Raw genomic sequence first — 12,792 nt, 5'->3', positions numbered from 1 at the left:
CCCGCCTTAATTAACAAATTAATTTATATGACAGAATCCATCTCCGTCCATCAACATTTTGCCGATAGTGCCCAGCTTCTGAACGAGTGTGCAGACTTACTGGCTGAACCAATTGCCGAAGTTGCTCAGGGAATACTGATGGCCTTGATGAGTGATGGCAAACTGCTTATTGCCGGTAATGGTGCATATGCATCACTGGCAAACACGCTCGCCGCCTATATGGTGACCCGATTACAACAGGAACGCATGGCACTGGCCGCCTTATCACTGTGCAATAATCCTTCTGTACTCAGTATATTAACCGACAGCGGTCCTAACGATATGTTTGCCAAGCAAATTCACGCACTTGGCAAACAGCATGATATGCTCTGTGTACTATCGGCAGATGGTCAGAATATCAATCTGGTTAGTGCGATTAAAACCGCGCATGAACGTGATATGCGAGTGCTGGCGATTACCGGCGGAAGCGGTGGTGAAGTTGCCGGATTATTGCGCGATGACGATCTCTGGCTTAATGTACCCGGCGACCATCCGTTACGTGTACTTGAGGCACATCAGGTAACTATTCATGCTTTGTGCGCACAGATTGACCAATTATTGCTAGGTGGTATATAACCTGCAACAACCAATTTACAGGTGTATTTCATGAAAAAATATCTTTCTGCTCTGGCATTGGGACTTTGCCTGACCACTACCCTGACCGGCTGTCCGGCTGTTCTGGTCGGTGGTGCCACTGTTGGTACGCTTTCAGTTATCGACCGGCGTACTACTGGCGCACAGGCAGATGACAAAATAATGGAAGTTCGGATTCATGATGGTGCTATCTCATACCTGAATAGTCAGGCACAGGAAAGTAAATTCCAGCCTACACTGTCCGTTATCAGCTACAACCGGCAGATATTACTGCTTGGCTTAGTAGCCAGTGAAAATGATAAAAATCTGGTAGAGCGCGTTGCCCGTGCCCAGCCTGCGGCACAAAAAATCTATAACTACATTGATATCGCCACTCAGAATCGTAAATTAAGTCATGTTACAGATGATACCTGGGTTACCTCAAAAATACGTTCCAATCTGCTAAATACCAAAGGCGTATCGGCAAATCACGTCAAAGTAGTTACTTATAATGGCGTCACTTATGTAATGGGTATTCTGACACCAGATGAACAACAGGCCGCTACAACGGCCATCAGTACAACGTCTGGTGTTCAGAAAGTTATTACTTTGTATCAAACCTTTGAAAATACTCCGAAGAGTACACCGGTCAATCCCTGATAACCGACATTCTGCTGCGATACAACCATATAGACCAAGCTTATCGAAGCAGTAAATTGCCAGTATCTGATTAGAGTAAACAAAATTTTGCGTATAATAACGATATTATACGCAACGATATCCCTGAAGGATTACCTGTCATGAGCACTAAACCCACCGCACCGGAAACAAAAAACAAAAAAAAAGCGGTTAAAACTGGTCTGAGTACATTCACCAAAATTCTACTGACTTTATTTCTGATTCTGGCCATATTTGTTGTCTGGTTCGTTTTTCACGCATGGCAAGTTCTGAATTCCACCTCTGAAACCACAGAATTCGCCTCGCAGGCAAGCTTTGAAGTACTGACCCCGACCGGTGCACCGGTAACAGGCAGTAATGTTCCAACACCAGTATTTTCACCCAATCCTGCTATAGCTGCTTCGGAGAGTACAGAACCTGATACTGCTTCCGAACCTGCTCTACCTGCTACTACCGGCAGAGCTAATACCAGAGACAGAGCCAATCCGGAAAATACACAAGAAATTCGGCCTATTACGCCCATAAACGTACCCGCTGCCACTAATAGAGAAAATAACTCTGACACTCCTGTTAATACAGCTCCGACAACAAAACCAAAACCCGCAGCAAACGGAAATAACGGCAAACCGCTGGATAATCTGTTTTAAACCAATATTCACAGCAATAATAACGCCCATCCTGCTGATGGGCTTTATTTATGGCCAACTGTCAACCCTGACAAAATTTCATAGTTGTATTTAATCATTTTAAAGGCAGCAGAAAACCATAGCTATGTACACAATAAATTAGCATACATAACCAAATATTCAGAACTCCGGCAGATAAAGTTCGATGAGTGCTTAAGCAGTACACACTATCAATGCATTATTGATAGGGGTTCTCCACTGCGTTCATCAGTTCGCTCAGATAAGCGCGTAACTGCTTTTCCTGACATCCCATCAGTAGTCCGTCTTCAAAAGCTTCCTGTGCCAGCTCATAGATCTCCTGCATATTTTGCTGCATCACCTTAATTTTTTCAGTACAAGAGACCACATTGCCCTCATCATCTACCCACTTCGGCATCGGTGGTAAAGGTTTCATCAGTGTTTCACCCTGCGCGCAGTCACAAAAGCACGAGACCAGTAGCCCTGTTCAATACTGGTAATTTCAATATTCTTACCCGTACGCGGCGCATGGATCATCCGGCCATTACCGATATACATACCCACATGGGAAATTCCACCACCACCCGGACTAAAAAATACCAGATCCCCCGGCTGCAAACTGGTTCGGCTGACTGCTTCACCTACCGTAGCCATCTGCCGTGAACTGCGCGGCAAAGTAACACCCATACTGCGCCGAAAGATATATTGCATAAAACCACTGCAATCCAGTCCGCTTGTGGGTGAATTTCCGCCAAAATGATAGGCAACACCAAGCAGTCCCATTGCGTTCATAATCAGGTCACTGGCGTCATCACCTGTACGCACAGCCGGTGTAGCAGTCCTGTCACGAATCAAACGCTCCAGCGCTGCATTATCCAGACCTTCATCCGGTGCCGCCATTACCGGCGAAATCAGAATGAAATTGGCACACAAGCATACCGTTGCCGTCTTCATTAATGTTTTTATCCACTTCATGCCAACATTATTCCATCAGTTCATCAAACAATTCTGCTATCCTGTAAATAGCAATTGTTCGGGACATCATCATATGTATTCACCCAGCTCATCCCATATCAGCGATTGGGCGCGTATGCGCGAAATTATCACCATTCTGGCCAAACACGGTCTGGGTGAGTTTCTTGTACGTATCAAATTACCAAAACGCTGGTACAAACACTCCGACCCATCAGGCCAGAATCACCAGCTCTACCTGAGCACACCAAAACGAGTGCGGCTCGCCTTTGAAGAGCTCGGACCAACATTCATCAAACTCGGACAAATATTAGCTACCCGTACCGATGTCTTCGGAGAAGAGTGGACAGAGGAATTTGCCCATCTGCAAAACAACACACATCCTCTTCCGATTCCAGACATCAGAAATATTATTCAGGCCCAGCTTAACCAGCCACTGGAAAGCATTTTCAGTAATATAGAAGCTCTGCCTGTCGGCAGCGCATCCATAGCACAGGTTCATCGCGCCACACTTATCAGCGGAGAACAGGTCGCCATTAAAGTTAAACGCCCGGGCATTGAGTCAACCGTAGCAGCTGATCTGCGTATTCTTAACCATATAGCACAACTGCTTGAATCGGAAATACCCGAGTCCAGACGTTACTATCCGGTACAAATGGTGCAATATTTTGCCCGTTCACTCGAAAAAGAAACAGATTTGTCTGCCGAACGTCGCAATATGCAACATTTTTCCCGTCTTTACAACCATCAGCAGCAAATCCATATACCACAAACTTATGCGGCATATTCTAACCGGCAAATATTAGTACAAGAATATATTGACGATACTTTACTTAAAAATCTTGATTTCACCGGCTGGGACAAGCAGCAGCGAAAAAATCTTGCAGCCACACTGGTCGATACCATTCTTGATATGATATTACAGCATGGTTTATTTCACGCAGACCCGCATCCGGGTAATATTTTAGTACGAAATGATGGACGAATCACCTTAATTGATTTCGGGCTTGTCGGCCGGTTAAGCCAGCAGCGCCATCAGGAAATCATCACTCTGATTCATGCTCTGCTGGAACACGACCAGTTTGCACTGCAATATGTTCTGTCCAACTGGGCGCAGGGAGAAATTATTAACGAAGACCAGCTCGGAACAGATGTATTGGAAATGCTGAATAATTATGAGCAGCTCAATAGTAAAGAACTGCGTATCAGTCAGATAATTAACGATATTACCCATATTATTCGTGAACATGGTCTCACCCTGCCTGCGGATCTGATTATCCTGTTCAAATGCCTGATTACCCTTGATGGCGTTATAAAAAAAATAGACGGTGACTTTGAACTGTTAAATCATGCACGAAACACCATCAAAAACGTACTGCGTAATCGCTTTAACATCCAGTCAATCTGGCGCCACAATAAAATACAGTTACATCTTTTAGCTCAGTTAATAGATACACTACCCCAAAATCTATTGCGTCTAAGTAAACGGATCCGGCATGGACAGCTCCCTGTTAACCTGAACATTCAGCACATCGATAAATTTAATAACCAGCTGGATAAAGTTGTTAATCGCCTGACAATGGGAATTGTTACAGCGGCACTTATCATTGGCTCATCTATTGTTATGAGTATTAACTCCGGCCCGAAAATATTCGGTCTGTCGTTTTTCGGATTGATTGGCTATTTACTGGCATTCAGCAACAGCCTCTGGGTAATCTGGTCAATCTGGCGCTCAGGACGACACTGAATCAATCCCGCAGTTACTCAGTTACCCTTGTAAGAAAACAGCTGATTCCATTAAAATATATACTTGAAGTAATAGAAATCCCTTCACACAGCAAATGTGTTATTGAAAACTGAATAACCACGTGGTTCGCAATCCATCCCACGAAAAAAAACTAGGAGCCCTGCTACACATGTATCAACTGTATTCTGCAATATCATCTTCTCTTAATGACAAATCTTTCTTCTTTGGCTTTTAGACAGAAAATATGTTTAAAATCGCCAAAGAATTCCAGTTTGATGCCTGCCATATGCTGGACGGGCATCAGGGCAAATGTCATAACCTGCACGGACACACCTATCGCCTGATTGTCGAAGTAAGCGACCAGCTACATCAGCAAGGATCCAGCAAAGAAATGGTTATGGACTTTTCCGACATCAAAAAAATCATTAACCAGCATATTATCAGCCAGCTGGATCATGCCTATCTGTATGATGAAACGAATAGCAACGAATGTAAAATCGCAGCCCTCCTTCGCCAAATGGAGCGAAAAGTATTTGCCTTTCCCTGTCGCACTACTGCTGAAAGCATGAGCCAGTTTATCTTCAACAAGCTTACGGCTCATCTGCCAGTATCCAAAATTACCCTATGGGAAACCCCTACTTCCTATTGCGAATATCAGAATACCAGCTCATGATCCAGTTTAATATTGTCGAAATCTTCGAATCCCTGCAGGGCGAAGGCTACAATACCGGTATGCCTGCTATTTTCATCCGTCTGGCAGCCTGTAACCTCAAATGTCCCTGGTGCGATACTGACTTCATGAGTTACCAAAGTATGAGTCTGGAGCACATCCTCAATACCGTCAGTCAGTTTCAGAGTAAAAACATTATCATTACCGGCGGCGAACCTACTATCAACAAAAAACTGCCCTTACTTTTACGCGCACTTAAACAGGAAAATTATTATCTTGCCATCGAAAGCAATGGTTTGGGCACAGTAGACCCGCTTATCGACTATATAGCCCTGAGCCCGAAATTTTATTATCGTCACCAATATCCGTTTCCACTACAGCGTCAGGCTGACGAAGTACGCATCGTAGTTGAAAACCATCCGGATTTTCTTACCTTCTGCCAGAATATAGAACAACATATTCAGGCCAGACACTATTTTCTTTCGCCCTGCGAACAAAACAACCAGTTCAATATGCTTACTACATTACAATATCTCGGCAGACTGAATCAAAACCGCCATAATAATAAATGGTTGCTAAGCATTCAGACACACAAACTGGCCAATATAGAATAATATCTCTGCTCATCTATGTATTCTGCCGGCGATTCAAAATCCTTGAAAAAATCCAAATCAGCCTAATATTATTAGAAATATATTTAAAAATAAAAATCAACATTTTTATTGTAACAATTCATCATTATTGTGCATATTTTGCCAACAATTGTTACAATATAATCAACCAGAGAAATTATTTACTGACAAAATCACGGAGAATATTATTCATGAAATCTCGTAACACTTACGATTTTACCCAGCTGGGTCAGGCAGAAGACAACCAGCAAACCGTTGTTCTGCGCAAAGCCTACAGCCTGCTCGGACTTTCTTTCCTGCCCTGTGCCGCAGGTGCTTACGCAGGTAATTATATAAATTTCTATGCTCTGTTTAGCAATTCATGGCTATCAGTTGTAGCGTTTTTTATTCTCGCTTACGGGCTGATGTTTGCAATTGAAAAAAACCGTTATAACAATCTGGGTATAGCCTTGTTAATGGTTTTTACTTTTGTTATCGGATTTTTCATCTCTCCGCTTTTACAACTGGCTGTGGCTTCTGCTGTCGGATCACAAATTGTAGGTATGGCAGCATTAATGACAGCGGCCGTATTTTTTACCATGGCAACAATTGCTCATCGTTCCAAATCTGAAATGAAAGGTATTGGTCAGTTTCTGGTCGTTGGAGCAGTTGTTTTAATTATCGGTATGATTCTGAATATGTTTATGCATTTACCGGCTTTGTCACTCACTATCGCAGCCGGTTTTGTCATTTTCAGTTCACTGATGATTATGTGGCAAATCCGTACAGTTATTGCCGGTGGTGAAGACAGTGCAACCAGCGCAGCACTCACTCTGTTCGTCTCTTTGTATAATATCTTTACCAGTCTGATACAAATTCTGCTGGCGATAATGGATAACCGCTAAAATACATACCAACTACAAAACTGCCTGAACATCTGTTAAGTTCAGGCAGTTTTTATTTCTGCAAAATCATATATACCCAATCCACAGCCATATTATTTACCTGCAACCCCGTTTAACATATTATTCTCTTATATAATGCCTTTTATATAACAAACCAACATGAACGAAACCATTCACTGGACAGAAAACGCACAAAACATGCAGGCAGACTGGGGAGGCGACAGCCGCCAACCCGCTCCGAAACACATTCAGGCTATCACTCAGATCAGCGCTGAACAGGCGATTCAACTAATGCGTCAGCATACTGCATTGCTCTGGCGCGGTGATTATCATCAGGGTAAACAACTACTGGCTGCGATTAAAAAACGTGTTCGCAGTAAAGCCCGTATTCATACTGATTTTCATAAACATCGTTTGCAACAGGCTCAGCACAGCCGCCTGTTTCAGCTTCTATTAGTAGAGATTCAACCTCAGGGCATACTTAACAATAGTCGCGCACCAGACATTGCAGCTGCTCTGAACGACGTATTCGGCAAACCCAATCAGAACACCCTACTTCTGCCATTACATCTGTTATTAGGCTATATTGGCGCTTACGAGTGGCATAAAACCGGTGTTTCCATTCCTGCATTGCTAGGACAAAAAATCCATGTTCCTTACGGTGTATTTTCGCCCGTACGCGGTGAATATCTTGAACTAGTTGCCGAGGCAACACTTCCCTCTGCCTGTCAGACAGCATGGGACATAGGAACCGGCAGTGGCGTACTGGCTGCTATACTCGCACAGCGTGGAATACCTGAAATCATTGCAACAGATAATAACCCGCGCGCCATTGCATGCGCACAAGCAAATATAGAGCGTCTGGGTTTAAATAAACAAATTCATATTCAGCATACCAGCCTGTTTCCTGAGGGTAAGGCCGATCTCATTGTCTGCAATCCTCCATGGTTACCTGCTAAGCCAAGCAGCGATATAGAAACCGCACTCTATGACCCCAACCATCAAATGTTGAAAACATTTCTGGAAAATATCAGAAACCACCTCTCAGCAAACGGGCAGGTATGGCTGATTATGTCCAATATAGCTGAACATTTGGGCTTACGCACCTCAGAAGCCTTACATCAATGGATAGAAGCAGCAGGGTTAAAAATTATTCAGAAAATCGATACCCAACCTACACATCAAAAAGCCCGGGAACAACATCATCCACTTTCCTATGCCCGTAATCGTGAAATCACTTCTTTGTGGCAATTGGGCATTCAATAAAACAGGTGTTTGCATAGTAATGCAAACACCTGTTTTATTCTTCATCGTACATACAGACAAAAAATCTATTCACAGACATAAACTATAATTTAGTAAACTTAATATCACTGGAAACCACTTCCATCATCCAGCTCGCCCTTAACATACAAATTATTGATTTATTTATAATTACAAGTCATAAATATCTTTTTCAGACATATTACCATTGCCTGGCGCCAAATTGAAATTAATTTCAGTTTGTAAGAAATTCAGTTGAAAAGCATATATTTTAATTACTAATCCAAACACATATTGCAAAAACCTTCTGCTTTAATCAATATCTGCTTCATCATTTTTATTACTCTAAACACCATCTGTACTCTTTACCCGCAGATACAGTAAACCTTTTACTTAAACTATCTCAATACAATTCTAAATAATTACAGATATACTTAATATTGAGTATAAATATACAACTGAATTCAAAGCTGAAATATATATCAATAAAACATCTAAAATTTTGTATTAACTACTTATTACATTTCTATTATTTCCTGCTATTTATCTTTGAATAAAACATTGATTGCAGTAAGATATATTTTTCATTCCGAGTATACGAACAAAACCATTTCTTCATTGTATGATTTATCTTATTAAGAGATCATCAATTTAAATACACCACATCATTACATCATTATGCATTACTTAATTGTTATTTGTTTGCTCACAGCATCCAATCTGGTCATGACTACTGCATGGTATTGGCATATTAAACCCAATAATTACCAATTTCCGCTCTGGCAGATTATTTTGATTAGTTGGGGAATTGCTCTATTTGAATATTGTCTTGCAGTGCCGGCCAATCATCTGGGAGCACATTGGGGGATTAAACCATTCCAACTGAAGATTATTCAGGAAGTAGTGACACTGGTCGTATTTACCCTGTTTGCGATTCTTTATTTAAAGGATGAGTTCAGACTTAACTATTTAATCAGCTTCGGCTTTATTCTTGGTGCAGTGTATTTTGCTTTTAAACGCTAATCTGTAAAACTGCCACCGGAACATCCAAATTTTTAAGGACGCAATCGCGTCCTTTTTCAAACACAGACTTATATCAAGCTTTAGGTAGAGTTACGCCCGTCTGCCCCATATATTTACCGGCACGATCCTTATAAGAAGTAGCGCATTCTTCATCACTTTCAAAAAACAATACCTGTGCCACCCCTTCATTAGCATAAATCTTTGCCGGTAATGGCGTGGTATTGGAAAATTCCAGAGTTACATAGCCTTCCCATTCAGGTTCAAATGGCGTGACATTAACGATAATACCGCAACGTGCATAAGTGGATTTACCCAGACAAACAGTCAGAACATTGCGCGGGATACGGAAATATTCCACAGTACGTGCCAAAGCAAACGAGTTAGGCGGAATGATGCAAAAGTCGTCTTCAACAGTTACAAAATTACGCGTATCAAAATTTTTCGGGTCTACAATAGTACTGTTGATATTAGTAAAAATCTTGAATTCGCGTGCACAGCGAATATCGTAACCATAGCTGGAAGTACCATAGGAAATGATTTTTTCACCATTTAACTGTTTAATCTGATTAGGTTCAAACGGTTCAATCATGCCGTGCTCTTCACTCATACGGCGTATCCATTTGTCTGACTTAATACTCATGACAGTATCCTTAATAAATTTAGCGCATTATACCGAAGCCAATGCCATAGTTGCAGGCAAATTGCGACTATTTACGCCGTTTTAAGCCATTATTCCGGTAACCAGCCACCCAAATGATGCACCAGCTCAGCAAGCAAATCGCCTAAGGCTTCTGCCATCAGTATTTGTGATGCAAAGGTTATACTTTGCATATCGTCTCCCTGCCCTGCAGCTTCCTCCTGAATCACATCCAGAAACTGAATACGTTTAAGAGTAAAATCCTGCGTCAGCACAAAACGTACTCTGTCCTGCCAGCATAACCCCAGTTGAGTAACAACCTTACCATTTTTGACCAGATTAACCACTTCCTCTGCGGTTAAATCCTGATGGCTGATACGAACTACTGGCGCAGCATCACCCAGTCCTTTGAGTTCACAATCACAGTCCAGCTCAAAATGACCGGCTGCATCTCCTCTTAACAGCCATTCCGTCATCAGACTGCCAGGAGACTGCTGAGTGCGTGGCAGCTTCGCTTCCAGTCCGCCCAGTGCCTCACGTAATTTCGTAAGCAACATTTCAGCACGATTGGCATTGGCCTGATTAATCATCAATAAGCCGCGCTGAGTATCAATAATGGCTTCTGTTTTACCACTTTTAGTAAAAGCACGCGGTAACAAATCATCGGTGATGGTTTCTTTCAGCTCCATCTTCTCCTTACGCCCGACATTCCGCCCCTCAGCTTCACGAATCTCATTAATTTTTTCGTCAAGAATATCGCGCACCACGGCTGCCGGTAATACTTTTTCTTCTTTTTTGAGCGCAATGCGCCATGTATTGTGTGCCGGAAATACCATCTCAGGGCTAAACGATACAGGACTGGCAAAACCAATACTGTCCCAATCCAATCCCATACACGGCTTAAACTGAGCTTCGGTCAGCTTATCAACCAAAGTTTCTAAATTCGGCAGATTATCTTTATTGAGCGGATAAATACTTAATTGCTTAAACCACATGCGTAATTTCTTTCACAGCCAACTAGGAAATGAGTGATTATACGGCAGCCGGCACACAATATGGAAAACAATAAACCGGCTGTTAAACAGCTTTCTATTTAATTATTCATTCAGATTTATAATCAATAATCCTATCTGCAATACTTATATTGATAAATATAAATATTTAATATAAATCTCAATCAAAAAATTTATTTTGTCATATATAATCAAAGATATGAATCAGTAATGAATATAATCTTAGGTATTTTCCAATACTGACTGAATTTACGTCATATAATAACTATATTCTGAACATTTCTTAAATTCACTGCTGATTATCAGCATTCATATATGCCGGCAAGATGCGAATAAATCCAACTGAGTTTGGTATTCACTGGTTTTCACATCCATTAGTCCTAATACTGAATGAAAAATATTATCATGTGAAAATTCTTGCTGATGCGCATGCCGGCGTAAGCAGTTCATATCCAGATTACTGATACTGGCAAAATCATGGTTTGCCCAGAATAGCATAGGTACATGGGTTTGCTCTTCTGGTGCAATGGCATAGGGTGTTGCATGCAGATATATACCGTTTTCACCCAAAGATTCTCCATGATCAGAAAAATACCACATCGCACTGGCCAGACCGGATTCATTTTGTAATAACTTAATTATTTCTGCCAGTATATGGTCTGTATACAGCACCGTATTATCATATGTATTACGCAATTGCTCCCTGGTACACTGCTGAATCTGATTCGTATCACACGTCGGTGTAAAGCGCCGGAATGCCTCAGGATAACGCTGATAATAAGCGGGACCGTGACTACCCATTGTATGCAATACCAGTACAGCATCATCAGGCATATTAGTAATCATATCGTGTAAATTAATTAACAGGCTTTCATCCAGACAACCATCACTATTACATTTCAAATTCGGCGCCCAGTCCCGCACATCCAGATGACGGATACGGTCACATACACCTTTACACCCGCCATCATTATCACGCCAGCTTACTGCAACTCCTGAACGTTGTAAAACATCCAGCAGCCCTTCCTGATGTTTTGCCAGATTAGCCTGATAATGCTGGCGTGGCATATTCGAGAAAAGGCAGGGTAAAGACACAGCAGTTGCTGTACCACACGAACTAACCTGAGGGAAATTGACAACCTGATTACCCATAGCAGCAAGCTCAGGCGTAGTCTGACGCGGATAACCATTTAATCCCCAATTCTGAGCGCGCGCGGTTTCACCCATCACCAGTATCAATAACCGTTTACTCCCATGACGCTGATGACTGGCATCCAGTCCTATGCGTTGCAAAGGCTGATGAGCATCATATGTGTTATAAGCTGTTTTTACTGCTGCTCCGACAAAATTAGTGGGCACTATTAAATGATTCACAGTTTTATTATTTCGGAAAAAAGAAATATAACTGCCATACGCAAGCAGAATAACTGTAAAAACCGTAATCAAAGAAGCTATTATGACCACAATTCGTTTGCCGAATTCACGATACCATGGTTTTGTATAGTGAATATTAACACCCCAGCAATACCACTGCGCCGGCAATAAGCCGGTAATGCCCAGCCACATCCAGAATTGAGGTGTCAGCCAGGCACCGGCTTCACCTATATTAGTTTGCATAATGTTTTGCAGCATATTGGCATCAAAATAAATATGCTGCATCATCACTGCATAGCTTACAGCTGAACCCAGCAACAGAAGCAATGGCACCATCAACCGGTGTAAATATGGCCAGAATAACAACTGCATACAAAAATTCATTGCTGCCAGCAGCATAACAGGTACGGTAAACCAGAAAATAACATTATTTTTCAGGGTTACATGCTGAAACAGATAGCTCCAGAAACCTACATTAAATATCAATAAGATATAAATACTGAGCAATAATATGGCCCGATTGCTGCTTAATACCCATTTCGACTGCATCATCAGCCCCTGTTAACTAAACAGCGGCAAGTGTAAAAAAACAGCCTTAAGTGAAGCTTAAGGTAAACCATGCCAATAAGCGGCGTCATTGTGG

General features: G+C 41.9%; 14 protein-coding genes and 1 riboswitch. Of the genes, 9 read left to right on the top strand and 5 right to left on the bottom strand.

What is annotated here, in order from left to right; translation table 11 throughout:
- Positions 1 to 27 precede the first annotated feature (27 nt).
- The 3 genes from H3V11_RS05020 (at position 28) to H3V11_RS05010 (ending at position 1,937) form a co-directional block, all read left to right on the top strand.
- Complete coding sequence (locus H3V11_RS05020; RefSeq protein ID WP_025330207.1) at positions 28 to 615, top strand: SIS domain-containing protein; 588 nt, start codon at positions 28 to 30, stop codon at positions 613 to 615.
- Positions 616 to 645: 30 nt separating this feature from the next.
- Entirely contained in the window at positions 646 to 1,272 is a 627-nt protein-coding gene (locus H3V11_RS05015) for a BON domain-containing protein (protein ID WP_174831469.1), read from the top strand.
- A gap of 140 nt (positions 1,273 to 1,412) precedes the next feature.
- Positions 1,413 to 1,937 carry a hypothetical protein gene (locus tag H3V11_RS05010; RefSeq protein ID WP_198206724.1) on the top strand — a complete coding sequence of 175 codons (525 nt, stop codon included), beginning with the start codon at positions 1,413 to 1,415 and terminating at the stop codon, positions 1,935 to 1,937.
- A gap of 217 nt (positions 1,938 to 2,154) precedes the next feature.
- On the opposite strand, the gene H3V11_RS05005 is transcribed toward H3V11_RS05010, so the two are convergent.
- Both H3V11_RS05005 and H3V11_RS05000 read right to left on the bottom strand, forming a co-directional pair.
- Positions 2,155 to 2,370, bottom strand: coding sequence for a hypothetical protein (locus H3V11_RS05005; RefSeq protein ID WP_198206725.1), 216 nt, complete (start codon positions 2,368 to 2,370; stop codon positions 2,155 to 2,157).
- Positions 2,370 to 2,909: a C40 family peptidase gene (locus tag H3V11_RS05000; RefSeq protein WP_025330203.1), complete on the bottom strand. Its 540-nt coding sequence runs from the start codon at positions 2,907 to 2,909 to the stop codon at positions 2,370 to 2,372. The genes H3V11_RS05005 and H3V11_RS05000 overlap by 1 nt, the downstream gene beginning before the upstream one ends.
- Positions 2,910 to 2,982: 73 nt before the next feature.
- On the opposite strand from H3V11_RS05000, the gene H3V11_RS04995 reads away from it, so the two are divergent.
- The 6 genes from H3V11_RS04995 (at position 2,983) to H3V11_RS04970 (ending at position 9,125) form a co-directional block, all read left to right on the top strand.
- Entirely contained in the window at positions 2,983 to 4,653 is a 1,671-nt protein-coding gene (locus H3V11_RS04995; protein WP_198223759.1) for an AarF/ABC1/UbiB kinase family protein, read from the top strand.
- 115 nt (positions 4,654 to 4,768) lie between these two features.
- Positions 4,769 to 4,814, top strand: a riboswitch (PreQ1 riboswitch).
- A gap of 83 nt (positions 4,815 to 4,897) precedes the next feature.
- The gene (gene queD, locus H3V11_RS04990; RefSeq protein WP_198223758.1) at positions 4,898 to 5,326 is read left to right on the top strand and encodes a 6-carboxytetrahydropterin synthase QueD; all 429 of its coding nucleotides are present in this window, start codon (positions 4,898 to 4,900) and stop codon (positions 5,324 to 5,326) included.
- Positions 5,323 to 5,937 (top strand): 7-carboxy-7-deazaguanine synthase QueE, encoded by a 615-nt coding sequence (locus H3V11_RS04985; RefSeq protein WP_172397566.1) that lies wholly within the window; start codon positions 5,323 to 5,325, stop codon positions 5,935 to 5,937. The genes queD and H3V11_RS04985 overlap by 4 nt, the downstream gene beginning before the upstream one ends.
- Positions 5,938 to 6,146: 209 nt before the next feature.
- Positions 6,147 to 6,839, top strand: coding sequence for a Bax inhibitor-1 family protein (locus tag H3V11_RS04980; RefSeq protein ID WP_198223757.1), 693 nt, complete (start codon positions 6,147 to 6,149; stop codon positions 6,837 to 6,839).
- 159 nt (positions 6,840 to 6,998) lie between these two features.
- Positions 6,999 to 8,105, top strand: coding sequence for a class I SAM-dependent methyltransferase (locus H3V11_RS04975; protein WP_232335770.1), 1,107 nt, complete (start codon positions 6,999 to 7,001; stop codon positions 8,103 to 8,105).
- A 675-nt stretch (positions 8,106 to 8,780) separates the two neighbouring features.
- Complete coding sequence (locus H3V11_RS04970) at positions 8,781 to 9,125, top strand: DMT family protein (protein ID WP_084548254.1); 345 nt, start codon at positions 8,781 to 8,783, stop codon at positions 9,123 to 9,125.
- 73 nt (positions 9,126 to 9,198) lie between these two features.
- On the opposite strand, the gene dcd is transcribed toward H3V11_RS04970, so the two are convergent.
- The 3 genes from dcd to H3V11_RS04955 all read right to left on the bottom strand — a co-directional run bounded on the left by dcd (position 9,199) and on the right by H3V11_RS04955 (position 12,698).
- A complete protein-coding gene (gene dcd / locus H3V11_RS04965; RefSeq protein ID WP_025330196.1) occupies positions 9,199 to 9,765 on the bottom strand; it encodes a dCTP deaminase in 567 nt (188 codons plus the stop codon).
- A gap of 89 nt (positions 9,766 to 9,854) precedes the next feature.
- A complete protein-coding gene (locus H3V11_RS04960; protein ID WP_198223756.1) occupies positions 9,855 to 10,757 on the bottom strand; it encodes a recombination-associated protein RdgC in 903 nt (300 codons plus the stop codon).
- A gap of 327 nt (positions 10,758 to 11,084) precedes the next feature.
- Complete coding sequence (locus H3V11_RS04955) at positions 11,085 to 12,698, bottom strand: phosphoethanolamine transferase (RefSeq protein ID WP_198223755.1); 1,614 nt, start codon at positions 12,696 to 12,698, stop codon at positions 11,085 to 11,087.
- Positions 12,699 to 12,792 lie beyond the last annotated feature (94 nt).

Origin of the sequence: Snodgrassella sp. W8158 (genome assembly GCF_016100435.1) — a bacterium.
GTDB lineage: Bacteria > Pseudomonadota > Gammaproteobacteria > Burkholderiales > Neisseriaceae > Snodgrassella > Snodgrassella alvi.
This window is presented reverse-complemented; position numbering and strand designations above follow the sequence as displayed.